Origin of the sequence: Aureimonas sp. Leaf427 (assembly GCF_001425485.1) — a bacterium.
Lineage (GTDB): Bacteria > Pseudomonadota > Alphaproteobacteria > Rhizobiales > Rhizobiaceae > Plantimonas.
Genome location: NZ_LMQW01000001.1, coordinates 41,435 through 64,597, shown reverse-complemented (window position 1 = coordinate 64,597; position 23,163 = coordinate 41,435). Strand labels below are relative to the sequence as shown.

The 23,163-nt window shown below is 64.5% G+C and carries 19 protein-coding genes and 1 tRNA gene; 9 read left to right on the top strand and 11 right to left on the bottom strand.

All coding sequences use genetic code 11. The features are described 5' to 3' along the window. Nucleotides 1-227 precede the first annotated feature (227 nt). Nucleotides 228-611: a helix-turn-helix domain-containing protein gene (locus ASG62_RS25180; protein WP_082536950.1), complete on the bottom strand. Its 384-nt coding sequence runs from the start codon at nt 609-611 to the stop codon at nt 228-230. A 139-nt stretch (nt 612-750) separates the two neighbouring features. Then, complete coding sequence (gene carA, locus ASG62_RS00230; RefSeq protein ID WP_056689517.1) at nt 751-1,932, bottom strand: glutamine-hydrolyzing carbamoyl-phosphate synthase small subunit; 1,182 nt, start codon at nt 1,930-1,932, stop codon at nt 751-753. 331 nt (nt 1,933-2,263) lie between these two features. Between carA and ASG62_RS00225 the strand changes: the two genes are divergently transcribed. Next, entirely contained in the window at nt 2,264-2,719 is a 456-nt protein-coding gene (locus ASG62_RS00225) for a GatB/YqeY domain-containing protein (protein ID WP_056689515.1), read from the top strand. A gap of 131 nt (nt 2,720-2,850) precedes the next feature. Here ASG62_RS00225 and ASG62_RS27785 read toward each other — a convergent pair whose 3' ends face one another. Beyond that, nucleotides 2,851-3,888 carry a calcium-binding protein gene (locus tag ASG62_RS27785; protein ID WP_156381902.1) on the bottom strand — a complete coding sequence of 346 codons (1,038 nt, stop codon included), beginning with the start codon at nt 3,886-3,888 and terminating at the stop codon, nt 2,851-2,853. 479 nt (nt 3,889-4,367) lie between these two features. Between ASG62_RS27785 and dnaG the strand changes: the two genes are divergently transcribed. The 3 genes from dnaG to ASG62_RS00205 all read left to right on the top strand — a co-directional run bounded on the left by dnaG (nt 4,368) and on the right by ASG62_RS00205 (nt 8,932). After that, nucleotides 4,368-6,326: a DNA primase gene (gene dnaG / locus ASG62_RS00215; RefSeq protein WP_056689512.1), complete on the top strand. Its 1,959-nt coding sequence runs from the start codon at nt 4,368-4,370 to the stop codon at nt 6,324-6,326. A gap of 316 nt (nt 6,327-6,642) precedes the next feature. Beyond that, nucleotides 6,643-8,625: an RNA polymerase sigma factor RpoD gene (gene rpoD / locus ASG62_RS00210; protein WP_057180240.1), complete on the top strand. Its 1,983-nt coding sequence runs from the start codon at nt 6,643-6,645 to the stop codon at nt 8,623-8,625. 7 nt (nt 8,626-8,632) lie between these two features. After that, nucleotides 8,633-8,932 carry an HlyU family transcriptional regulator gene (locus tag ASG62_RS00205; protein WP_056689507.1) on the top strand — a complete coding sequence of 100 codons (300 nt, stop codon included), beginning with the start codon at nt 8,633-8,635 and terminating at the stop codon, nt 8,930-8,932. An 81-nt stretch (nt 8,933-9,013) separates the two neighbouring features. Here ASG62_RS00205 and ASG62_RS00200 read toward each other — a convergent pair whose 3' ends face one another. Together ASG62_RS00200 and ASG62_RS00195 are read right to left on the bottom strand one after the other, a co-directional pair. Next, entirely contained in the window at nt 9,014-9,472 is a 459-nt protein-coding gene (locus ASG62_RS00200; protein WP_056689755.1) for a DoxX family protein, read from the bottom strand. A 104-nt stretch (nt 9,473-9,576) separates the two neighbouring features. After that, the gene (locus tag ASG62_RS00195) at nt 9,577-10,476 is read right to left on the bottom strand and encodes a bestrophin family protein (protein ID WP_056689505.1); all 900 of its coding nucleotides are present in this window, start codon (nt 10,474-10,476) and stop codon (nt 9,577-9,579) included. A gap of 282 nt (nt 10,477-10,758) precedes the next feature. Between ASG62_RS00195 and ASG62_RS00190 the strand changes: the two genes are divergently transcribed. Beyond that, nucleotides 10,759-11,139, top strand: coding sequence for a hypothetical protein (locus tag ASG62_RS00190; protein WP_056689504.1), 381 nt, complete (start codon nt 10,759-10,761; stop codon nt 11,137-11,139). A gap of 136 nt (nt 11,140-11,275) precedes the next feature. On the opposite strand, the gene ASG62_RS00185 is transcribed toward ASG62_RS00190, so the two are convergent. Beyond that, entirely contained in the window at nt 11,276-12,061 is a 786-nt protein-coding gene (locus tag ASG62_RS00185; RefSeq protein WP_082536962.1) for an SIMPL domain-containing protein, read from the bottom strand. Between the two features lie 189 nt (nt 12,062-12,250). Between ASG62_RS00185 and ASG62_RS00180 the strand changes: the two genes are divergently transcribed. Continuing rightward, nucleotides 12,251-12,601, top strand: coding sequence for a VanZ family protein (locus tag ASG62_RS00180; protein ID WP_056689502.1), 351 nt, complete (start codon nt 12,251-12,253; stop codon nt 12,599-12,601). A gap of 62 nt (nt 12,602-12,663) precedes the next feature. Next, the gene (locus tag ASG62_RS00175) at nt 12,664-12,867 is read left to right on the top strand and encodes a hypothetical protein (RefSeq protein WP_056689500.1); all 204 of its coding nucleotides are present in this window, start codon (nt 12,664-12,666) and stop codon (nt 12,865-12,867) included. Between the two features lie 319 nt (nt 12,868-13,186). On the opposite strand, the gene ASG62_RS00170 is transcribed toward ASG62_RS00175, so the two are convergent. Both ASG62_RS00170 and ASG62_RS26915 read right to left on the bottom strand, forming a co-directional pair. Beyond that, nucleotides 13,187-14,224 (bottom strand): aminotransferase class I/II-fold pyridoxal phosphate-dependent enzyme, encoded by a 1,038-nt coding sequence (locus ASG62_RS00170; RefSeq protein ID WP_056689498.1) that lies wholly within the window; start codon nt 14,222-14,224, stop codon nt 13,187-13,189. A 624-nt stretch (nt 14,225-14,848) separates the two neighbouring features. Beyond that, nucleotides 14,849-15,076 carry a hypothetical protein gene (locus tag ASG62_RS26915; RefSeq protein WP_162245983.1) on the bottom strand — a complete coding sequence of 76 codons (228 nt, stop codon included), beginning with the start codon at nt 15,074-15,076 and terminating at the stop codon, nt 14,849-14,851. 331 nt (nt 15,077-15,407) lie between these two features. On the opposite strand from ASG62_RS26915, the gene ASG62_RS27355 reads away from it, so the two are divergent. Together ASG62_RS27355 and ASG62_RS26100 are read left to right on the top strand one after the other, a co-directional pair. Then, entirely contained in the window at nt 15,408-15,908 is a 501-nt protein-coding gene (locus ASG62_RS27355) for a helix-turn-helix transcriptional regulator (protein ID WP_162245982.1), read from the top strand. Between the two features lie 204 nt (nt 15,909-16,112). After that, a complete protein-coding gene (locus tag ASG62_RS26100) occupies nt 16,113-16,310 on the top strand; it encodes a hypothetical protein (protein WP_056689493.1) in 198 nt (65 codons plus the stop codon). 78 nt (nt 16,311-16,388) lie between these two features. Here the strand turns inward: ASG62_RS26100 and ASG62_RS00160 are convergent. The 3 genes from ASG62_RS00160 to ASG62_RS00150 all read right to left on the bottom strand — a co-directional run bounded on the left by ASG62_RS00160 (nt 16,389) and on the right by ASG62_RS00150 (nt 22,873). Further along, a tRNA-Ile gene (locus tag ASG62_RS00160) sits at nt 16,389-16,464 on the bottom strand. A gap of 517 nt (nt 16,465-16,981) precedes the next feature. After that, entirely contained in the window at nt 16,982-18,496 is a 1,515-nt protein-coding gene (locus tag ASG62_RS00155; protein WP_082536947.1) for a matrixin family metalloprotease, read from the bottom strand. A gap of 153 nt (nt 18,497-18,649) precedes the next feature. Beyond that, a complete protein-coding gene (locus tag ASG62_RS00150; protein WP_156381901.1) occupies nt 18,650-22,873 on the bottom strand; it encodes a heparin lyase I family protein in 4,224 nt (1,407 codons plus the stop codon). Nucleotides 22,874-23,163: the final 290 nt, after the last annotated feature.

The window sequence follows — 23,163 nt, the reverse complement described above, 5'->3', positions numbered from 1 at the left end:
CCGGCTTATAGGCAAAAGCATCGCGCAGTGAAAGGCCCGGCGGGACGCTCGTGCGATTCAAGGCCGGTTGGCCGGGTGGATGAGCCCCTCGGCCGGACGAACTTGAGCGAGAGATGCTCAAGCGCCGCTCGAGTTCGACCATGCCCCGCCACCGGATTCTGCCGAAGTCCGAGTCCGGTCAGGGACATGCTGCCCGCCACAGTCCGTCCGGACCGATCGTCCGGGCGTCAGCCGTGGTCGTGGGGATGTCCGTCGTTCGACGGGGATGCCTCGCCCGGCTCGACGAAGGCCTGCGCTTCCGGGGAGGGGCCGTCTCCATCGGCCCCGTCCAGCGCGGCCAGGGCCTCTAGCGGCGCATCATCGGGGAGCGGTGTCGGCGCGGTGCGGCCTTCGATGGCGCGGGCGGCGACCTCGCCGTCCCAGGCGTCGTGGCCGAGCGCGAGGGCAAGGCAGGCCAGTTCCACCGATGTCGGAATGGCGACGGCCTTCCCGTCGCGATCGCCCTTCTCGTAATACTGGATGACGCGCTTCTTCAGGCCGAGCTTCTCGGCAGCGTCCTTCTGCTTCCAGCCGAGGCTCTTGCGCCACTGGCGAAATTCGTCGGGTTCCACGGCATCCCTCCTGCGACGAAGCCCGTTTGGAACGGGCGAACGGCTTCGAGAGAGCCGCTCAGGCTGTCACAATCAAGATGCCGGGATGGTCAGCCGGCGAAGTTTTTCACCGGTCTGCTTAATTCCCCATCCGTTCCGGTCAAGCGGTGCCGGCGCGCTTCTCGTCGATCATCTGGAAGAAGCGGTCGAAGAGATAGTGCGAATCCTGGGGGCCGGGGGAGGCCTCGGGATGGTGCTGGACCGAGAAGATCGGCTTGTCGCGGACGCGAAGGCCGCAATTGGACTGGTCGAAGAGGGAGATGTGCGTCTCCTCGACGCTTGAGGGGAGCGAGGCCGATTCGACCGCGAAGCCGTGGTTCATGGAGACGATCTCGACCTTGCCGGTCGTGTGGTCCATCACCGGATGGTTCGCGCCATGGTGGCCCTGGTGCATCTTCTCGGTCTTGCCGCCGAGCGCCAGCGCCAGCATCTGGTGGCCGAGGCAGATGCCGAACATCGGAACGCCCGTCTCCATCAAGCCCTGGATCGTCGGCACGGCGTAGTCGCCGGTCGCTTCCGGATCGCCCGGGCCGTTCGACAGGAACACGCCGTCGGGATGGTGCGCCATGACCTCCTCTGCCGTCGCGGTGGCGGGCATCAGGATGACCTCGGCGCCGCGGTCGGACATGAGGCGCAGGATGTTGCGCTTGGTGCCGTAGTCGATGGCGACGATCTTGTAGCGGGGCGCCTCCTCGCGGGCGAAGCCCTCGTTCCAGACCCAGGCCTTCTCGTTCCACACGACCGACTGGCCGACGGCGACGTCCTTGGCGAGATCGAGACCGACGAGGCCGGACCAGGCTCTGGCACGCGCCTTCAGGGCCTCGACGTCGAACACGCCATTGGGATCATGCGCGATGACGGCGTTCGGCGCGCCGCGCTCGCGGATGTGGGCGGTGAGGGCACGGGTGTCGATGCCGGACAAAGCGATGACGCCGCGCTTCTTCAGCCAGGCGTCGAGGCCGCCGGACGAGCGGTAGTTGGAGGGCGTCGAGACCTCGGCACGGAAGATCGCGCCGACCGCGCCACAGGCATTGGCAGGAACGAGGTCTTCGGCATCCTCCTCGTTGGCGCCGACATTGCCGATATGGGGGAAGGTGAAGGTGACGATCTGGCGGGAATAGGACGGGTCCGTCAGGATTTCCTGGTAGCCGGTCAGCGCCGTGTTGAAGCAGACCTCGCCTTCGACGATGCCGGTGGCGCCGAGCCCGTCGCCTTCGATCACCGTGCCGTCGGCAAGCACCAGGAGCGCGGTCGGGATGCGGGTGGTCCAGGCTTCGGTCATGGCGTACCTCTCAATCTTCCTAGCGACCCTCTCGGGTCCGGGCGTCTTGCCGGCAAGGACGGGTTCGGTCGGCCTGTCCGGCGCACCGAACGCTTGTCCGACCCGTCGCGCGAAAACGCCCGGCCGCCGGGCATGGCGGACGGACGTCGGGCAGGCGCCGGCTTCTGTCGAGCCTCGATATCGACGCTCCCGGCCCGGACCGCAAGTCTCTTGCGCATGGTTTTGCCCAAGTTTACCTCCCCGGAACGGCTTTGCAAGGCAGGAGCCGGCTAGAGGCCGGCTGCCGAACGCGCCATCAACGACCCCTGAAACGACGGACGAGGAGGCCGCCATGCGCGCCGCGATCACGGAAGCCCTGAGAGACGCCATGAAGGCGCGCGACGCCGCGAGGACGAGCACGCTGCGCCTCGTCAACGCCGCCATCAAGGACAAGGACATCGCCAATCGCGGGCAGAACCGCGAGGCCGCGTCCGACGACGAGATCGTGCAGATCATGACCAAGATGGTCAAGCAGCGCGAGGAATCGGCCAAGATCTACGAGGACAATGCGCGCCCGGAGCTTGCGGCCAAGGAGCGCGAGGAGATCGCCGTCATCGCCGGCTTCATGCCCGCGCAGATGGACGAGGCCGGCATGGAGGCCGCCGTCGCCGCGACCATCGCCGATCTCGGCGCGGCCGGCATGAAGGACATGGGCCGCGTCATGGGCGCGCTGAAGGAACGCCATGCCGGACAGATGGACTTCGGCAAGGCCAACGGCGTGGTGAAGCGCCAGCTGACCGCCGGCTGACGGGTGCGTTAGGACGCGGGCTTCTGCCGCGTCTAAGAACGCCGAAGGGCATCGGGTTGTCATGCAGAAGGCCCGGACAAGGACTGTCCGGGCCTCCCGATCGTGCGGTGTTCTAAGCTTTGCCCGAAGGCTTAGAGAATGAAGTCCGAGGCCACGAGGTGATCGCGTATGCCGGTGAGCTGGATTTCGGACTCGACGGTGCAGCGGTTGTTGTCCGTGTTCAGCTGAACGATCGTGTTGCCGTTCTCGAAGAAGTAGCGGACCTGGCCGGCGGCCGTGAAGTTGCCGCAGCCGATGAACTTGAAGGCGGTGTCGCCGTTCGATGCCCTGCTGTCGGCATCGATGGCCGAAAGGTCGATCTGGTCGCCCTGAACGGTCACGAAACCCTTGTGGCAGACGTAGCTCTTGGAATCCGGCGTCCAATCAAGGATCTGGTCGCGGTTTCCCGCGCCGACGGCCGAATCCGCGGTCGTGCGGAACTGGAAGATGTCCGAGCCAGCGCCACCGGTCAGCTGATCGCGACCAAGATTGCCGAACAGGAGATCTTTGCCGGCGCCGCCGAACAGGGAGTCGACCTCGTTGCCGCCGACCAGCGTGTCGTCGCCGTTCTCGCCGTAGAGCTCGTTGGTTCCCGTGCCGCCGACGAGCTCGTCGTTGCCTTCGCCGCCATATAGATTGTCGTTGCCTTCGCCGCCGCTTAGCCAGTCGTTGCCGTTGCCGCCGAGCAGGATGTCGTTGCCGTCGGCGCCCTGGAGGTTGTCGTTGCCGTCGCCGCCGTCGAGATAGTCAGCGCCGTTGGAGCCGAAAAGGAAGTCCTTGCCGGCGCCGCCGTAGAGGTGGTCGTTTCCGCCATTGCCGTTCAGGATGTCGTCGCCGTCGTCGCCGAAGAGCGTGTCGTCGCCGTCGCTACCGTCGAGATTATCGTTGCCGGCGCCGCCATGCAGCTCATCGTTGCCGCCATTGCCGAAAAGACGATCGTCACCGTCGTCGCCGAAGAGCTTGTCGTCACCGTCGCTGCCGGAAATGCGATCATTGCCTGCGCCGCCGTAAACGGTGTCCAAGCCTTTGTTGCCTGTAACCGTGTCGTTTCCTTCGCCAGCGAAAATCGTATCATCGCTGTTAGTGCCGTAGAGAATGTCGTCGTTGACTGTGCCGTAGATCGTTGCCACTTCCAGGCTCCTGTTGCGTCATTTTGAGACGTGATGGGGCGAAGACCAGCCCGCTGTCGCTAAGACTGGAGTCTATTCGTTCAAATCTGTGTCAAATCGAGAATAGAACTGGTCAGTAAACCTGATATAATCTCGTTGGCGACGATGAATTCACGAAATTCGTGAGCGAAGCTCGCCGCTAGACTTCGAATGACATAACAGTATGCGGTATTCAAGATGATGAACGGCTGGTTAATGCAATTTTGTCTTTCTTGAGGCCACAACCAATAATTTACCTTACCCACTCGGGTTCGTAGGGTTCCGAAGGCAGTCCGTGCGCGCCCCGCGTGTAGCGTCCAACGGCGACAGGCGTGCGACGTTGGCCTCCTCATGGCGGCCCGCCCATTGCGATCTGACTCCGGAGGCGACATCTGCTAGTCTCGTTCCGGCGGCGCGGTCCCGTCGGATCGAACGCCGCTCATTTCAAGATCATCGGTCCCATGCGCTTCTCGCCTCAGTTTCTCGACGACATTCGCGACCGCGTGCCGATCTCGGACGTGGTCGGCCGGCGCGTGACCTGGGATCGCCGGAAGACCCAGAGCAGCAAGGGCGACTTCTGGGCCTGCTGCCCGTTCCACTCCGAGAAGTCGCCCTCCTTCCATTGCGAGGACCGCAAGGGCCGCTACCACTGCTTCGGTTGCGGCGTGTCGGGCGATCATTTCCGCTTTCTCGTCGAGGCCGAGGGCCTTTCCTTTCCCGAGGCCGTGGAGCGGCTGGCGGGGGAGGCGGGGCTGCAGATGCCGGCCCGCGATCCGGAGGCGGAGAAGCGGGACGGACAGCGCGCGACGATCCTCGATGCGCTGAAGCTTGCAAGCGGCTTCTTCCAGGGTATGCTGCAGGAGCCGGAGGGCGCGAAGGCGCGCGCCTATCTGCGCGATCGCGGCATCCATCCGCAGACGCAGAAGCTCTTCGGCATCGGCTACGCGCCGGAGAGCCGCAACCGGCTGAAGGAGTTCCTGGCGGCCAAGGGCGTCGGCAAGGCCGAGATCGAGGCCGCCGGTCTCGTCGTCCACGGCGAGGGCATCGCGGTCTCCTACGACCGGTTCCGCGACCGCATCATGTTCCCGATCGAGGACGCCCAGGAGCGCGTCATCGCCTTCGGCGGCCGGGCCCTGTCGTCCGACGTCTCCGCCAAATATCTCAACTCGCCCGAGACGGACGTCTTCGTGAAGGGGGCGACGCTCTTTAATATCGCGCGCGCGCGCCGGGCCTCCAAGGCGGCCGGCACGCTCGTCGTGGTCGAGGGCTATGTCGACGTCATCGCGCTCGCCCAGGCCGGCTTCGAGAATGCCGTCGCCCCGCTCGGCACCGCGTTGACCGATCGCCAGCTCGAACTCCTCTGGCGCAATGCGCCCGAACCGATCCTCTGCTTCGACGGCGATCCGGCCGGCCTGAAGGCGGCGCATCGCGCGGCCGAGGTGGCGCTGCCGGCGCTGAAACCCGGCCGCTCTCTGCGCTTTGCCCTTCTCGACGGCGGACAGGACCCGGACGATCTCGTTCGCGAGCGCGGGGCCGATGGCTTCCGGGCGGTGCTGGGGAGCGCGCGGCCGCTGGCCGATCTCCTCTGGATGCGCGAGACCGCCGGCGGCGCCTTCGACACGCCCGAGCGCCGGGCGGATCTGGAACACCGGCTGAAGGGACTGACCCGGCAGATCGGCGACGAGAGCGTGCGCCGGCACTATCTTCAGGACGTCGACGAGCGCCTGCGCGCCTTCTTTGGATCGCCGGGCCGCGACAGGAGCGGCAAGCGCGGCGCCGGCGGACGCCGGCCGGAGGGTGGCGGCGGGCGGGAGTTTCGCGGGCGTGACGAGCCCCGACTGGGCTCGGCCTCCAAGCGCGTCGTCGCCTCAGACCGGCTGACCCGCTCGCGCCTCCTGAAGCCGGTCGCCGCAACGACGCCGGCACTGCGCGAGACGACGATCGTCGTCGGCTTCATCAATCATCCCGTCCTCTTCGACGAGGCCTTCGACTATTTCGCCGATCTCGACATCCAGCCGGGCGACCTCGCAAAGCTGCGCTCGGCCGTGCTCGACGTCGTCTCGGCGTCCGCCGTCAACGACCGGGAGGTGCTCCTGAAGGCGCTGGCCGATCGCGGCATGCGGGACATGTTCGAGGCCTTCGAGACGCAGGTGCGCTTGCGGGGGGACTGGAGCTTCCTGTCGGGCGCAGCGCCCGAGGATGCGCGCGAGTCGCTGCGCCAGGCGCTCCACTTGCATCACCGGTCCCGGTCTCTAAATAGGGAATTGAGGACGGCTGAAGAGGCGCTCGGCGTGCAGCCGTCCGAGCAGGCTTTCGCCCATGTGGTGGAGGTCAAGCGCGAGTTGCAGGACCCCAACGGGACGGAAGCTCTGATCGACGGTTTCGGCATTTTGTCGGGCCGTGCGACCAAAGGCTATTGAAATCTCGCATTCGTGCGTAAAGGGCGCTATGGGCTGGATCTCATGGGGCTGAAGAGGTCGGTAGCGTACGGATGCGGCTTTCGGGCGGCATGGGAACTCTTTTTAGAACCTTTCGTGCGACGGCGAACTTGAAATCGATGGGCATTGCGCCTTCTTACAGGCGCCATGGTGCGTGGGACCGCGACGAGCGGCGATGCGCAATATGGTTAAGCGGACGTTAACGGTCTGCGGCTAAGGTCGGGAACGCGACGCCCCAGCCTTGCGCGGCCGGCTCGGACTGCAGCGGGCTTGGCGCGCGAACTGGAGACGGAAACGAATGGCGACGAAGGCCAAGGACAGCGAAACGGCCGTCGAAGAGCGTCCGGAAACCCCGGACGGGCCTCTGCTCGACCTCTCGGATGATGCCGTCAAAAAGATGATCAAGGCCGCCAAGAAGCGCGGCTTCGTCACGATGGACAAGCTAAACTCCGTCCTCACCTCCGAAGACGTGACCTCCGAGCAGATCGAGGACACGATGGCCATGTTGAACGACATGGGCATCAACGTCGTCGAGGAAGAGGAGGCCGACGGCGAGGAGGAGAAGGAAGCCGAGGAGAAGGAGGGCGGTGAGCTCGCCGAAACCGGGCCGACCGCCGTCGCGACCGCTCCCAAGAAGGAAGCCACGGACCGGACGGACGATCCCGTCCGCATGTATCTGCGCGAGATGGGCTCGGTCGAGCTTCTGTCCCGCGAGGGCGAGATCGCGATCGCCAAGCGCATCGAGGCCGGCCGCGAGACGATGATCGCGGGCCTCTGCGAAAGCCCGCTGACCTTCCAGGCCATCATCATCTGGCGTGACGAGCTGAACGAAGGCAACATCATGCTCCGCGAGGTCGTCGACCTCGAGGCGACCTATGCCGGCCCCGAGGCCAAGCTCCCCGTCGTCGCCGTTCCCGGCGAGGGTGACGGCGAGGTCGCGGCCCCCGTCCTGCCCGGCGAGCGTGCGCTCGGCGAAGAGGAAGAGGACGACGAGGACGATCTCGAAAACTCCATGTCGCTCGCCGCCATGGAAGCCGAGATCCGGCCGCAGGTCATCGAAACCTTCGATCTCATCGCCGACAGCTACAAGCGCCTGCGAAAGCTCCAGGACCAGCAGGTCGAGAACCGTCTGGCCGCCACCGGCACGCTCTCGCCGAGCCAGGAGCGCTCGTACAAGAAGCTGAAGGAAGAGCTGATCACGGCAGTCAAGTCGCTGTCGCTCAACCAGAACCGCATCGATGCGCTGGTCGCCCAGTTCTACGACATCAACAAGCGGCTCGTCGGCAACGAGGGCAAGCTTCTGCGTCTGGCCGAAAGCTACGGCGTCAAGCGCGAGGAGTTCCTGAAGAGCTATCAGGGCTCCGAACTCGACCCGAACTGGACGCGCCATATTGCCAATCTCGCGGGCAAGGGCTGGCTGAAGTTCGTTCAGAGCGAGAAGGACGGCATCCGCAATCTGCGCCAGGAAATCCAGAATCTGGCGACCGAGACGGGTCTCGAGATCACCGAGTTCCGCCGCATCGTCCACATGGTGCAGAAGGGCGAGCGCGAGGCCCGGCAGGCGAAGAAGGAAATGGTGGAGGCGAACCTTCGTCTTGTCATCTCCATCGCCAAGAAGTACACGAACCGCGGCCTCCAGTTCCTGGACCTGATCCAGGAGGGCAATATCGGCCTGATGAAGGCGGTCGATAAGTTCGAATATCGCCGCGGCTACAAGTTCTCGACCTATGCGACTTGGTGGATCCGGCAGGCGATCACGCGCTCGATTGCCGATCAGGCCCGCACGATCCGCATCCCGGTCCACATGATCGAGACGATCAACAAGATCGTGCGCACCTCGCGCCAGATGCTCCACGAGATCGGCCGCGAGCCGACCCCTGAAGAGCTTGCCGAGAAGCTTGCCATGCCGCTCGAAAAGGTGCGCAAGGTCCTGAAGATCGCCAAGGAGCCGATCTCCCTCGAAACGCCGGTCGGCGACGAGGAGGATTCGCATCTCGGCGACTTCATCGAGGACAAGAACGCGATCCTGCCCATCGACGCGGCGATCCAGGCCAATCTGCGCGAGACGACGACGCGGGTCTTGGCCTCCCTGACCCCCCGCGAGGAGCGCGTGCTTCGCATGCGCTTCGGCATCGGCATGAACACCGATCACACGCTGGAAGAGGTTGGCCAGCAGTTCTCGGTGACGCGCGAGCGCATTCGCCAGATCGAGGCGAAGGCGCTGCGCAAGCTGAAGCACCCGTCGCGGTCCCGCAAGCTGCGCTCCTTCCTCGATTCGTGACGCCGGCATGTCCTTTCTGAAGAAGCTCTTCGGCGGCGGCGAAAAAGCCGCCGCCACGCCCTCCGGCCCGTCGGCGCCCGTCGCCGAGGAAACCTATCGCGATCTTCTGATCGAGGCGACGCCGATCAAGGAGGGCGGGCAGTACCGGCTGGCCGGAACGGTCTCGAAGGGATCGGGCGAGGCGCGGCGCGAGCATCGCTTCGTGCGCGCCGACGTCTTCCAGACCGCCGACGAGGCCGCCCATTCCGCGCTTCGCAAGGGCCGCCAGCTGATCGACGAACAGGGCGACGCACTCTTCCGGGACTGAAGAGTCCGGCAGCATCCTCCGAAAGACGAAAAGGCCGCCCGCGATCTCGCAGGCGGCCTTTTCGTTTGTGAAGGCGCGCGGTCAGCCGGTGCGCCCATCGGCGAAGGCCGGGCCCGAAGCGCCGGCGCGGACGGCCTTCGGCGAGGTCCGGCGTGACAGGATCGCCATGACCATCAGGGCGCCGATCACCGTCACATGCTCCGCCGCCGTATGGAAATGGGCGAGCGCCTCCTCTCCGTTCATCGACCAGAAGTGATGCACGAGGGGAATGGTGAGGGCGGTGAAGACCGCGAGCATGCCGCAGCCGAGCCAGGCATGACGGTCGAGAATGACGAGCGCCGAGCCGACGAGAAGCGTCGCGACGACGAGGGCGTTGACCGGGCCGGCGGGTTCGAGGCCGAAATAGGCCATCTCGGCGGCACCGCCCTGAAAGTCGATAAGCTTTCCCAGCCCGGCGCCCCAGAAAACGAAGGTAAGCACGATCCGGGCGAAGATCAGGAAGAGCTTGGCATCGAGGAGGCGGGCGAGGGCAATCGGCATGACGTGCATCCGGTTGGTTCACGGCAACGTCCGAAGATTAAGACATCTCTGTTTCCGCGCTGTGTCGCGACGATGTCGTCCGAAAGCCCCGCCGGACTTCGCCCCTACCAGAGGACGTTCTCGACCGGACGAACGGGCGCGGCCACCGCCTTCTCTCCCCGAAGCTGTTCGAGATCGATCTGGATCGTTCGGCAGATCGAGGTCAGCGGAACGTCGTGCGCTCGGTTGTCGAACGGGTTCTGCAGGTCCGCGCCGACGCGGTCCATGGCGAGCATCATGAAGCCGACGATGAAGGAGGCCATCGGCGTGTAGACGGTGAGGCCGTCGACGAGGCCGATCGGCAGGAGGACGCAGAAGAGCTGGGTGAAGAAGGTCGGAAAGTAGTCGTATTCGCGCGGAAGCGGCGTGTTCTTGATGCGCTCCATGCCCCCTTGGGCATTGCTCATATCGACGAGAAGGCTTTCGATCTGGACGCGGCGGATGGAGTCGATCCACCCCTTGTCCGCCGCCTCCGCCACCATGGCTGCGGTCTCGTTCAGGATCGCGTTCGGAACGTTAGCGACGCCCTGAAGCTCCTCCACCTCGTCGGGTGCGAGAAACTCGCCGATCTCCTCGAAGCTCGGCTGGCGGCGCAGATGGCACCGCAGGGCGTGCACATAGGCGATCTGCCGCGTGACAAGCGTATGGCGAACCTCGCGGCTGGCGGCCGACTTGTCGATGAGATGGAAGGCGGAGCGGCCGAAGGAGCGTGATGCGTTGACCATGGCGCCCCAGAGCGTGCGCGCCTCCCACCAGCGTTGATAGGCATGGTTGTTGCGAAAGCCGAGGAACAGCGCCAGCGCTGAGCCGAGCAGCGTCATCGGTAGGGCCGGCAGATCGATGAAGACGTCGAGGGAATAGACGTAGCCGAGCGTCACCACGATGTCCCAGGCGAGCAGCAGCGCCAGCGGCCAGCCGATATAGCGAAGCATGCGGTGAAGGCGCGCGGATTCCGGCAATACCATTCGGTCGATCCCTGTTTGGCGAGTGAACGTTTCGCAGGCGAGCTGGTTGCAGTGCAGCAAAGGAACGGTGCCCCGAAAGCGGGATGGCTCCGGATGGCGGGCGGCGGATTTCGAAACGGCGAGGGGACGGAGCAGACGAGCGGCCGGCTTTAAATAGCGCAGGCCTGAAGCGTCTGAATGACTGATGAACGGGCCCTTCCGCTGCCGTTCAGCGAGGGTCCGTCACAGTGCCTTCCATCATCTGCGGCCATCGGGGTCCGCATCTTTCGGAAGGAGACATCCATGTTCACATCCCTTGGCCGCAGCCTTCTCGTCGCCGGTACGATCGCCGCCACGACCCTTGGCCTTAGCGCCGCGACCGCCTCTGCCAGCGAAGCGCGCATTACGATTACGACCTCGCCGATGGCCGGCATCGAACTCGCCCAGTATCACGACCGCGGCGATCGCTGGGACCGCCGGGGGGACCGGGACGACCGGCGCTACGACCGCGGCTCCTGCTCGGCGGGACAGGCGCTGCGCAAGGCCAGCCGCTTCGGCTTGCGCCGGCCGGAGATCGTTCGCGACAACCGCCGCGCCGTCGTGGTGGATGGCTGGAAGCGCGGCCGCCTCGTCTCCGTGCGCTTCGCCCAGGAGCGCGGCTGCCCCGTCCTGAACGTGCGCTAACGATTCTTACGGTCGGCCAGCGCTAGGCGGCGCGGCTCTTGACACATCGGAAGGCGGCACCTCACCGGTGCCGCCTTTTTCGCGTGGATTCAGAGGGAGAAGCGGACGTCCGCTTCCCCCTTCGACGCGGTCGTCTTCAGGAGCCGCCGCCGATCGCGAAGACCATCCGAACATTGGCGTTGACGGTGTTCTCGCCGGTTTCGACGGGCATCGAATCGCCGCCCTCCTTGGGGGCCGCCGCAGCCATGCGGGCCATCTGCATGGGCATGGGAAGCGGCGGCATCGCATCGCTGGAGACATCGATCGAGACGACGGGTCCGAGCGTCACGCCGGCGGCTTCCGCGAGCGTCGCGGCGGTCTCGCGCGCATCCTCCACCGCCTTGCGGCGGGCTTCGCTGCGCAGCTTCGTCGAATCGTCGATCGTGAACTGGATGCCGTTGCCCTCGTTCACGCCGAGCGCGATGGCGCGGTCGAGGATCGTGCCGACCGCGGAAAGATCGCGAATGCGCACCGACAGCGTGTTGCGGACCTCGTAGCCGACCAGTTGCGGCGGCGTCTGCGTGCCGTCCTGGCCGTTGTCATAGCGATATTGCGGGGAGATCTGGAAGCCGCTCGTCTGCAGGTCGCGCGGCTCGATCTTGAGCGCCTTCATCGCCTCGACGACATCGCTCATCGCCTTGTTCGCCTCCTCGAGCGCGGCGCCCGCCGTCGGCGCGATGCGCAGCACCGTCAGGCTGGAAAGAGCGAGATCGGGCTTGGCGCTGGCCTCGCCGGTTCCCGTCACCGTGATCTGCCGTGGCGGCTCCGGCGCCTTCTCCTGCGCATTCGCCGCTGCGCAGAAGCCGAAGGTCGTAAGAGCGACGAGAAGGCCGGACGCTCCGGAACGAAGGGCGGAACGCTGCGGGCGAAGGGTCTGTGTCATGAACATGAGGCTCCAGGCGGATGATCGAGGTTCGATGCCCAGCCATCGCCGCCGAATGTGGCCAAATCCCCGGCGCGGATTTTCCAAGGCCTCCCCCCTCGGCGGCCGAGCCGGGCCGAGGCCCGACCGGCCAGCGCACCTTGTGCATGGTGCATTGCACAATGTCGGGGTTCTCCTTATCGTTCGGCCATGACCTTGACCCGAATGTTCCAGCTCGCCGCCTGGATGGCTCTCGCGGCCGTGCTCTTCGTGACGCTTTCGCCGCTCGATCTGCGCCCGTCCGATCCCCTGCCGGTGAACTTCGATCGCGCCGCCGCCTTCATGCTGATGGCCGCGCTCTTCGTCCTCGCCTATCCCCGGAGCTGGTTTCTCGTCGGCTGCGGCGTGGTGATCGCATCCGGCGGTTTCGAGCTTCTCCAGGAGCTTTCGCCGACGCGCCACGCCCATCTGAACGACGCCATCGTCAAGGCGGCGGGCGCGCTGATCGGCGTGATGCTCGGCTGGACGGCGAACAAGCTTCGGCTGCGCCTGGGTCTCTAGAAGCTGGCAAGAACCTTGGGCAGGTGCTGTACTGCTATCCGACCCGTTTCGAGAATTCGCCGATGACGATCGCCTACGTGCTTCTCTACCTGAACTACGGCATTTCCGGCGTGGTCGAGATCCCGCAGCACTTCGCCTCGATCGAGGAATGCCAAGCGACCTACGACGCGCTCCGCGTTCGCGGCGGCGCCGCAAAGGCCGGCTGGACCCCACGCCTATCCGGCCTGCCGCTCGGAACTTGCGTGCCTGTGATGAAGAAGAGCTAAGTCGTCTGGGGCGAGGGGAGGCTATTTGGCCCCGCAACGGATGGTGCAGGCATGACGACCGGTGCCGGCCGGGGAAAACGGCCCTGCGCTGGTAGGCCCGGACGATAAGCCCGGGGCGGCCGTCAGGTATGGGAACGGTGTCGAGTTCCTGACGGGCGAGCCTGTGACGCCCGCTGTTTGTGCCCCACCGTGAGTGCGAAGGCACTCGCGGGCATGTCAACGGCGAAATAAGAATTGCACGAAGACCGGAACGGTCGACCGCAGCTCTTCACCTGCGTGCAAGCGCGTCGAATACGGCGAGCTGTCGGGTTGGCGAAGACTACGACGCCTCGAACGCGGGGGCATTCTGCGACGAAGCCCCCCACAGAGTTCGTGCTTCGATCGCACAGGCGACGAAGGCATCCATATGCTCGCGCTCGTGGTCGGCCATGACCTGGACCCGCCAGAACGACTTGCTCCGTGCCACCGCTGGATATTCGACGAGATTCACGATCGCGCCGTTGCGGATCATGTGGCGCGTCATGAGGCGGGCCGTCCCGCTGTTGCCGACGACGACGGGCACGATCGCACTGGGCTCGCCCGGCGTGGCGAAGCCGCTTTCGCGCAAGCGCTCCCGAAGGTAGTCGACGTTTGCCGCGAGGCGCTTGCGACGTACCGCGCCTTCGTGACCCGTCACGATGTTCAGTGCTTCCAGAACCACCGCGGCTTGGATCGGAGTCATCGCGTTCGTAGACGTCTGGGGACCGCAGGCAGCCCTCATGGCCGTCCGCATGCCCGAATGCTGGGTCGCGACGAAACCTCCGATCTGGGCGAAGGTCTTGGAGAAGGAGCCCATCAGAACGTCGACCTTGCCGACCATGTTGTGGACCTCGAGGATGCCTCTTCCTGTCTCGCCCATGCAGCCGAGATCGTGCGCGCAGTCGACGACCAGGGTCGCGCCGTGATCGGTGCAGATCGCCTGTAGCTCGACAATGTCGGGACTGTCGCTGTCCATCGAGAACAGCGTTTCCGTGACCACGAGGATGCCCGCAGCGGGCTGTGCAGCTCGGATGCGGGCGAGATGCTTTCGCACGGAGGCGTTCGAGAGATGCGGGAACCTGTGAACCGTGGCGCCCGAACAAGTAGCCCCTTCCTGAAGGCAGGCATGGGCCAGAAAATCGATGACGATATGATCGCCCGGCTGGGCCAGCATCTTCACGATGCCGTATCCCGCCGTCCATCCCGTGGGAAACAGGGTGACTTCCAGATAGCCGAGAAAGTCTTCCAGTGCCCGTTCGAGCCGCTGAGACATCTCGCAGCCACCCATCAGGATCGACGAGCCCGCGCTGTGAACGCCGAACTCCAGGGGCAGCGTCATGAGTGGCCTGCATGAGACGTTCATGCGACGAAAGCGAGAGGTAGTCCTGACTCGCGAAGTTCACTCCGGAGAAGGCGGAGCCGTCCCTAAATGAGCCGAATACGATCGGGGCTATCGGGCCCGAAGACGCCTTCTGGTAGGGATCGAGTCCGAGGTCGCATCGATCGTCGAGCCAAGCGGCGATAGGCAACCACCGTTTGATGAGGTCTTGCTCATGCCCCGCGAAGTGGTCCTTTATGACGCCAGTCAGCAGGCGTTCCGATGGGCCATCGACGTCGGCTATTGCCTCGATAGTCTGCAAGGCCGTCATTGTTCATTCCCGTCATGCTCTTCGCGCACAGGGAAGTTCTAACGACGATGCAAATGCTCGGCCTCACCCTAGAGGGTGAAATACCCACTAGTTCCTTGAAAGGAGCGGTTTAAGGTCGGCTCGATCGATGTCGCCGGTTGAGGCATCGCGTTCCTCGGGTGTCGACCTTTCGCGTATGCGGAATCGAGCTCCAGCTTCATCCGGGTTGATTTCTGTTGCGCCAGGTTCCCGCCTCGGCGACGCGTATCGAGTCGCGCTTATGGAAGGCTGTCTTGGCGTATGAATGAACATGACGAGATGCTTCGAGATCGCATCTACGAAGCCGCGATCATACCGGAACTCTGGCCGGAGAGCTGCGATCTGATCAGCGCGGAGGTAGGCGCCTTCTCGACGGCTTTGATGTCGATCTCGTCGAACGGCTCCTTTCGCGCCGTATGCAGCCCGGTCATCGCCGAACCCTTGGCGGAGTTCCTGCGGACGGACCTGCCGTCCCAGAACGTTCGGATGGAGCGGCATATGGCTACCGGGGAGGCCGTCTTCATGCGGGACGTCGACCTGATGACGATCGACGAACTCGAGGTCGATCCGATCTACACAGCCTTCTTAAGGCCCAGAGGTCTCGGGTGGACATCCGGTGCCTTCTTCCAAGAGCCGGCCGGATCGACGTTGATGTTCGATCTCTTGAGGCGGCATGATCTCGGTCCCTTCACCCCATCGGATATCGATCGGTTGAACCGACTGAAGTCCGATCTCGCACGCGCTTCGTTCATGACGACGCGCCTCGCCTTCCAAGAAGCAAAGACGGTCACGCAAACCTTGGCCTCGCTTGGCCTTCCCTCCGCCGTCTTGGGCGAGGGCGGACGATGCCTTGCGATGAACCAGGAGCTCGAGGCGCTCGCGCCGCGGATTCGAACGGGCTGGGGCGACCGTCTCCACCTCCAGAATGCGGACGCCAACAAGCTCCTGCAAGCGATGGTTCAGCGTCTCAAGCCAGGCGCCACGCCGGAGGTGCTGTCGATACCCGTCGCGGCCGGGGACGGGACGCCACCACTCGTCATCCAACTCGTCCCCGTCCGACGCAACGCTCGCGACGTTTTCTCCGCCGCGATCACGGTCATGATCGTCACCACGGTCGGCACGTTCGGTCCTCCCGACATGCGCGTCCTTTCCGGACTGTTCGATCTGACGCGGGCGGAGGCACGCGTCGCGCGGGAACTGGCATCGGGCCGTTCGGCGGAGGAAACCGCCAAGGCACTCGGCCTCAGCCTCAACACCGTCAAGACGCATACGAAGGCGATCTTCCGGAAGACCGGGGTCCATCGGCACGGCGAACTGGTTGCGCTGCTCGTTGGGCTCGTGCTGCGAAGCCGTTGAGGTGTGTCGGCGTCGTCGGGTGGTCTGTTTCCATGGATCACGCGTGACGAAGGACGCGGCGACGATGGCCCATTTACACCCGCCGTTGTGGCTCTCCGAAAAAGCCAGGGCGATCGGCTGGACTGGGCACCGGCAGATCGTTGCCGGCCTTGTCCTCTTGTGCGGCAAGCGTCTCGCGTCGGCGTTCCGGCAAGCGGACAGGCGGTGCCCTGCTGCTACGTCATCAGCGAGTGGGGTCCCGCTCGTCAGACGCCGGGCGAGATCATGGCGATGGCGAACAACGGCGTCGTGGCGGTCGCTGCATGCAAGGCGGCGGGGGAGCAGCGTCCGAACCGGACGGTCGTGCCGTGTCAGGGCGCCAGGATCATCGAGCGGCTGCCGGAGCGGCCTGCCGGAATGTGAGGTTCGCCAAACGTCCGCAAACGAATGCGAAACATGGCTGGCGAACCGGTCCAGTTAGCCCATCAATTCATGCAGATTTGGTAGGCCCGGAGGGACTCGAACCCCCAACCAAGCGGTTATGAGCCGCCGGCTCTAACCATTGAGCTACAGGCCCGCCAAGGCTCCCGTAGCGGAAAACCGCGTGCGCCTCAAGGCGGGGCCTTTGGAGTGAGACGCGGCGGGCGACGGGGTGGAGCCGGCGCGTTGGCACGGGGCGGCTTTTGCCGGCAGGCTATCGGAGGTTTGGTCCCGGTACGATCGGCACGCTGCGGCGAGCATTCTCGGACGCTTCCGGCCTTGCGCGGGGCAGAGACCGGCGCTGAAGCTTGGCAAGGCGTTGGCACTTGGATCAGCTGCCATAATATTGAGAGTAGAATACCAGCCTGCAGGATGCGGCACCGAACGAAGGCGATGCGATGAGCGAGACCGTTCAGAAACTAGCGGCATAACCACAACCGCGCTCCATTCTCCTCAATCTCCGCCAGTTGGTCCGAAAAGCAGGACCATCTCTGGGCACTTTCGCCGGAACCGCTTGGCGGATGAGTCGAGGTCCCGTGCCCGTGTCCTCGCACGTCACGACGTTCTCTCGTTGCGGCAGGCGGCATTTCCGCCTACCGGACTTCGCACGGCGATCAGAGAAGAAAGTCGCTCGCCGTCAGCGTCACAACGGTTTGATTGAGCTCGATTTCAAAGTCCGCAGTTGCGGTGTCCGAGTCGACATTGACCTGAACGATCGTGTTGCCGACCGCGTCGATGGCGTAGCGAATCTGTCCGATGGCTGAGAACGCATCCGTACCGACGAACTGAAAAGCATCTGGGCTATCCGAATGGGCCGTCAGCGTATCGGATACGATGCGCCGGAAATCGATGCGGTCCCCGGAGGTCCAGTCGAAGATGCGGTCTCGCGAGGCGGCTCCCGCAAGACTATCCTCGACCGAGCGGTACTCGAAAATGTCGTTGCCGGCGCCGCCATAGAGAAGATCTCGGCCAAGATTGCCGAAGATCATGTCCTCGCCGTCGCCGCCGCGCAGGACGTCCTGGTCGCTGCCGCCGCTCAGGATGTCGTTGCCGGCGTCGCCCCAAAGAATGTTGCGGCCGGTTCCGCCGGAGAGTCGGTCGGTGCCAGCCCCACCGATCAGAGTGTCGTCGCCGGCTCCGCCGCTGAGCACGTCGTCGCCCCCGCCGCCGCTCAGAATGTCGCGGCCGTTGCCGCCATGCAGCTCGTCGTTTCCGGTCGAACCGTCGAGCACGTCGTCGCCCTCGCTGCCGGCGAGAAAGTCGTCGTCCCGGCCACCGTTCAAGCGATCGTCGCCAGCGCCGCCGTTGAGAACGTCGGCGCCGTCGTCCCCGAACAGGAGGTCGTCTCCCACGCCGCCGTCGAGATTGTCCTTGCCGCCGCCGCCATGCAGCTCGTCGTTTCCGTCTTCGCCCCTCAGAACGTCGTTTCCGTCGTCGCCTGACAGGCGATCGTCGCCGAGCCCTCCCTTCAGGCGATCGTCGCCGAGGCTGCCCGATATGGAGTCATTTCCGCCAAGGCCGTTCAGGTCGTCATTGGCCGCCGTGCCGGTGAGAACGTCCGCTGCCGGCGTGCCGTAGCGATGCACCGGGGGCAGGTTCGGGACGCTTGGCCCGTAGATCGCCTGTATCGCCGCGATATCGACAGGAGCGAGGGTGCCCTGGTTGTTGAGGTAGGGATACATGATGGAGCCGATCTCGTCGGCATGGCCGAGACCGAGGCTGTGGCCAATCTCGTGAAGCGCGACGGCGAAGAGATTGATCGCTCCGGCGACCGGCCCGGCGCTCCAGATTTCCGCGATGTCGAAGACCACTTCGCTATGCGTGGTCGTGCCCTGCGCGCTGGGAGCCCATGCCGCCTCGCCGATCTGTCCGCCGACGCCGTCCAGCTTGGACCAGCCCAGCCGGATATTGCTGGCCATGCTGTCCGCCACTTCCACGAAGTCGATCTGTGCGACGTTCTCCCAGGCATCGAACGCTTGGCGCACCGACGACATGTCGAGCGTCGCGCTGATAGCACCGGCAAAAGCGTAGAAGCTGCCGGCTCCCTGGCCGAAGCTCCAGGTCACCACGCCGCCTGCGGAGCCGTAGGCCGCACCACCCCATTTCGAGCCGTTGTACGGAACAGTCATCTCGACCCCGATTTAATCATAAGCCATCCAAAAGAATAGACTAAGATCCGAATCCTTACACGAGATCGACGGCACCACTCGGTTTCGATTCAAAATGGCCGCGTTCCAGCGCCTCCGCTTGCATTCCCCCGCGTACCGTAGACGCGACGACCATCAGAAAAAGCGAAAGTCGTCGGCGGTCACGTCGGCAAGGGCGACATGGGTCAGGGTGATCGAGTCGGTCTCGCCAAGCGAGATGACGACGTTCTCTCCGACAGCGTGAAGAGCGAGATCGGAGAAGGAGGTCGCGATGCGGGAATCGATCTCGATCGTATCGTGGAGCGGCCCGTTGGCCGCATGGAAGTTCACGATCGTGTCGTGGCCCGACGATGGCCCGAAGACGAAGAGATCGCCGCCGGACAGCGAGAACACGTCCGAGACCCCGTGGTTCGATTCGACGGTCAGGCCGGTGACATGTCCGGTGATCTTGTGCGCGCCGTCGGCTGAGGCGACGTCGGTGATCGTCTTGACGCCCGCGCTGTTCCAATGCTCCTCGCGAATGCTGCTCGGAACTGTAGATGTCGCGTCCGCATAGTTGAAGCTCGTCGCCGCACGCGAGCCGTCCGAGGCAATGACGAGATGGGACAGCACCTCGCCGGTGACCCGGTACGCGAACACCTCCGACGAACCGTCGGAACCGTAATGCATGGTCTGAGCGATCTGCCCGTCGTCTCCGCCGAAATGGCGGACCATGTCGGTGAGCTTGCCGGCCGCGTCGAAGAAGGCATGCTGCGTCGCATACGCCCGTCCGCTGATCGCGAGATCCGCGACTTCGCGTGAGCCATCGACGTTCCGAATGGTATAGGCCAATTCGGCGCCGGTCGAGACATCGAACGAATGCCATTCCCGAGCCCCGTCGGCAAACGCCGTCTGGCTGCGCAGGAGGGCGCCGTTCGGATCGAGGAACTTCGTTTCCGTCGTGCCGTCGACACTGCGGTGCGAAGCGGTCTGAAAGCCGTTGCCATCCGTCGACAGGCTGGTGAAGGAGCCATCCGCATCCTTGGTCTGCACCATGACGAGCTTGTCGCCGTTCCAGCGGTGGAGATCGACTTGGCGACCGGACGCGTCGTAGGTGATGCTCTGATCGGTAAACGCGCGTCCTTCGAGGTGATGGAACGTTTCGTTACGCGATCCGTCCGCATAGACAGTTCGCTCCGTCATCGCCAAGCCGGCAGCATCGAAAGTCTTGGTCAGGCGCGATCCGTCGATCTCGTACTGCGTCGAGGTCAGGAGCTTGCCGGACAGATCGAAGACGCTGCGCGAGACCAGGCGGTCGGCCGTGTCGTAGGAGGCCTCGCGAATTACGGAAGGGTCCGAGAAGCTCCTCAGGCTATACAAGCCTTCATGCGTCCAGATCTCGACCGTCTGAAGCTGATGCGCGGTGTCGAAGGTTTGACGCTCCGTCAGATGGCCGTCCGCGGAATAGAAGCTGAGAAGCGCGATGGCGCTCGATCCTGGCGAGACGAAGACGGCATTCGCGTAGGAGCCGTCAGCCGCCGTCAGTTTGTAGCCGGTCACCAAGCCAGCCGCATTGAGAGTGTAGACTTGCTTGGAGCCGTCCGCGTTCCAGACCTCCGCGGCGACGCGGATGCCCGAGGCATCGAAGCGATCGAAGCCCGTGGGCTGGTTCGCGGCGTTGTAGTGCAGAGCCTCGACGGCATAGGCCTTGTTGGCGATGCCGAACTGCGTCGTGGTTCGCGAACCGTCGGCGGCGGTCAAGAGCGAGTTCAGTTCGAGACCGGTCGCGGCGGCGTAGGTGTGGACGATCCGCGAGCCGTCGGCGTTCCAGATCTGCGAATGGATGGTGACGCCGTTCGCAGCTAACCGATGCTGCGCCAGCGTGTGGCCGGCGGCGTCGTAGTCGGTAATCTGCGTCGTGTAGGCGCGACCTTCGACGTTGAGAAGCGTGTCGGTCTTCGTCTTGTCGGCATGGATGACGGAGACGCGCGTTTCGAGCCCGGTGGCTGCGGCATAGGTGTGCGTGGTCTGCGAACCGTCTGCGCCGAGCGCCCATGTGGAAACGAGCCGGCCCGCGCCATCGAAGCTTTCCGACGAGACCCGCTGGTTCGCGGCCGTGAAGACGGAGCGTAGGGTGGCTCCGTTCGGCTCGACGCTGGTCACGACATGCGATCCGTTCGCTGCGAACACGTCCTCGAAAACGAGTTTCGAGCCTGCGAAACGCTCGATCTCCTGAATGCGGCCGTCCTGCGTGTAGGTCGTCAGCTGAAGATCGTAGGTGCGACCGCTGTAAGTCTGGCTGTAGACAATCGAGAGACCGCCTTCGACCTTCGCAAGAGCGGCGGCATCCCGGCCGAGGGCATAGGTCAGCTGAAGTGGGGCGGACAGATGGAGAACGTGGTCGTCGGTCAGGACGATCTTCTGCAGACCCTGCAGGTCGGCCAGGGTGCCGAGGCGTCCGGCAAGGGCCTCCGCCGTCGTCCCGAGCACCACGCTTGGTGCCGACGTGAGGCCGGTCCGGCTGCCTGCGCTCGTGGCATAGGCGGTCAAGCCGTGCGGGCCGGTTCCGATGAGCGCTAGGTCCGCCGAGAAGGAGCCCCTTTCATCCGCCGTCACGGTGGCGACGACAATGCCCGCCTCCAGGATGGTGACAATGCTGCCTGCGAGGACCGTGCCGCCGATGTGGACGAGAAGGCCGGTGCCGTCATCCGAGAGAGTGGCCGAGGATATGTCGAGAACGGGTGCCTGGATCAGACTCCCCTCTGGCGCGAAGGTCGCGGAATCGCCGGTGACGATGTCGAGGTCGTGATATTGGACGGCGATCGTCTCCGCCGCGTTGTCCGAGCGATAGATGCCCTCGGCCCAATAGACGCCCGTCTGTTCGACATAGCCGAGCGGGCCCTTGTAGTCGACCAGAGTGACGCCGTCGCGCTCGACGGTGAGATGGCTTGCGCCGGTCGGATCGAAAACGGCCGCGATCCGCATCTCGTAGAGATGACCACGTACGACATCGGAGGAATCCAGAAAGAGGATCTTGGTTTGCGGGTCGATGGACGTGCCGAAGGAGATCTGGATGCCCATCCGCTCACCGATCATGACGACCGAAACCGGCGGGCTCGCCGGAGGACCGCCGCTCTCGCGATCTTGGTGAAGCTGACCGAGCACCATCCACCAAGCCGTGTTGGCGGCGCCGGGTTCGATGAGCATGCCATAGGAAAGCTGTATCGCGGTGCCGTTGGCAACGGGGTGCAGGCTGGTGGAGACCTCGCTCCGCTCGGCCGTGTGCCAATTCTGCGCATCCCACGGGTGACGGTCGCCGTCCCGCAGCTCGAACCGGAGCGAGTCGTCGTCGAGTGCTTGGATGCTCCAGGGATGGCGGGCGGAATCAACCTCGAACACTTCGTTGTCGAAGGCGAGGGCGAAGGGTATCCGCGAGTAGGTTGCGGCCGTCTCTATGTCGCCGATTAAAACGCGCGTTGCGTAGCTCGTGACCGATCGTGTACCCGCGGCATCGATCGCGACGGCCGTGAACGCGTGGACGCCAGCGGTTTCGAAGGCGACGTGAGCCGAGTAGCGCCCGGATGCGTCGATCAAGGCATCCGTCGCCCAGGCTCCGTCCGCATAGATCGCCACCTTGAGGCCGGGCAGCCCCGTGCCGGTCAGCGTCGCCAGAAAGCCGTCCGTCGCCCCGTCCGCGAAGACGACGTCGCCCACCTTGATGGTGGGGATATCCGGCTGAGCGAGCTGCAGAGGGAGGGACGTCGTTTCCGCAGCCGAGACGGAATGATGGGCAAACGTCGCGCTGATCGTTTCCGTGGCGTCAGCGGCCCGCAGGATTCCTTCCGACCACGAAACGCTGTCCTGCCCGGCAGAGCCGATGGCGCCGACATAGTTTGCGACACGCTCGCCGTTGATGTCGAGGACAAGGCGACCCGTACCGTCGGCATCGATAACGGCGGTCACCTCGATCGAATAGGTCGCCCCGCGCACGATGTCGCCGAGGGCCGAGAAAATCCGATGGGTCGTCGAAACGCCGGCGGCATCCAAGGAAACGACGTAGGCGGTCAGCTGCTCGCCTGCGAGATCGAGACCGAACACCGAGCCTCCGACCGCGCCGCCCGGCAGATTGGCCGTCAGGCGCGCGAGGGACAGGTAGGACGCGGAGCTTGCAGCGCCCGGATCGATGGTCAGATCGAAGCCGATCTTGACCGGAGCGGCGAAAGCATCCTCGAACACCACGGTCGCCTGCTCACGCGCCGTCAGCGGTGAGCCGTCGATGATCGGATGGTCGCCGTCGCGGACCTCGAAACGGAGAGCGCCGTCCTGCATATGCGAGACGTTCCAGGCCTGCCCGGCGCCTTGTTCTCCGTAAGAGCCCATGAATTCCCAATCTTTGAAAGCACCCTCGGGTGCAGCGTGTCACTATGGTGCAGCGCAGATTCAGTCCTGCATCACGCACGACGGAAAATGCAAGACAGACTGGTTAATTCATCGTTTTAACGGCACAAACATTCGATCTGTTGCTGAAATGCATGGTCCCACGTCACCCCTGTCCGGCACTCTTGACCCTGGATATTTTGTGTCAGTTAAGCTTAAAATTTTGCACTGCAAAAGAAGTTCAGGCGCTGTTTCCCACGACGGAAAAGCGCTGTAAAAATTCGGGATCGTTC

Coding starts and splice junctions, on each gene's coding strand:
- carA (WP_056689517.1), bottom strand. CDS start 1,932: ATGACCGAAGCCTGGACCACCCGCATCCCGACCGCGCTCCTGGTGCTT.
- ASG62_RS00225 (WP_056689515.1), top strand. CDS start 2,264: ATGCGCGCCGCGATCACGGAAGCCCTGAGAGACGCCATGAAGGCGCGC.
- dnaG (WP_056689512.1), top strand. CDS start 4,368: ATGCGCTTCTCGCCTCAGTTTCTCGACGACATTCGCGACCGCGTGCCG.
- rpoD (WP_057180240.1), top strand. CDS start 6,643: ATGGCGACGAAGGCCAAGGACAGCGAAACGGCCGTCGAAGAGCGTCCG.
- ASG62_RS00205 (WP_056689507.1), top strand. CDS start 8,633: ATGTCCTTTCTGAAGAAGCTCTTCGGCGGCGGCGAAAAAGCCGCCGCC.
- ASG62_RS00200 (WP_056689755.1), bottom strand. CDS start 9,472: ATGCCGATTGCCCTCGCCCGCCTCCTCGATGCCAAGCTCTTCCTGATC.
- ASG62_RS00195 (WP_056689505.1), bottom strand. CDS start 10,476: ATGGTATTGCCGGAATCCGCGCGCCTTCACCGCATGCTTCGCTATATC.
- ASG62_RS00190 (WP_056689504.1), top strand. CDS start 10,759: ATGTTCACATCCCTTGGCCGCAGCCTTCTCGTCGCCGGTACGATCGCC.
- ASG62_RS00185 (WP_082536962.1), bottom strand. CDS start 12,061: ATGACACAGACCCTTCGCCCGCAGCGTTCCGCCCTTCGTTCCGGAGCG.
- ASG62_RS00180 (WP_056689502.1), top strand. CDS start 12,251: ATGACCTTGACCCGAATGTTCCAGCTCGCCGCCTGGATGGCTCTCGCG.
- ASG62_RS00175 (WP_056689500.1), top strand. CDS start 12,664: ATGACGATCGCCTACGTGCTTCTCTACCTGAACTACGGCATTTCCGGC.
- ASG62_RS00170 (WP_056689498.1), bottom strand. CDS start 14,224: ATGACGCTGCCCCTGGAGTTCGGCGTTCACAGCGCGGGCTCGTCGATC.
- ASG62_RS26915 (WP_162245983.1), bottom strand. CDS start 15,076: ATGAAGACGGCCTCCCCGGTAGCCATATGCCGCTCCATCCGAACGTTC.
- ASG62_RS27355 (WP_162245982.1), top strand. CDS start 15,408: ATGAACCAGGAGCTCGAGGCGCTCGCGCCGCGGATTCGAACGGGCTGG.
- ASG62_RS00155 (WP_082536947.1), bottom strand. CDS start 18,496: ATGACTGTTCCGTACAACGGCTCGAAATGGGGTGGTGCGGCCTACGGC.
- ASG62_RS00150 (WP_156381901.1), bottom strand. CDS start 22,873: ATGGGCTCTTACGGAGAACAAGGCGCCGGGCAGGCCTGGAACGTCTCG.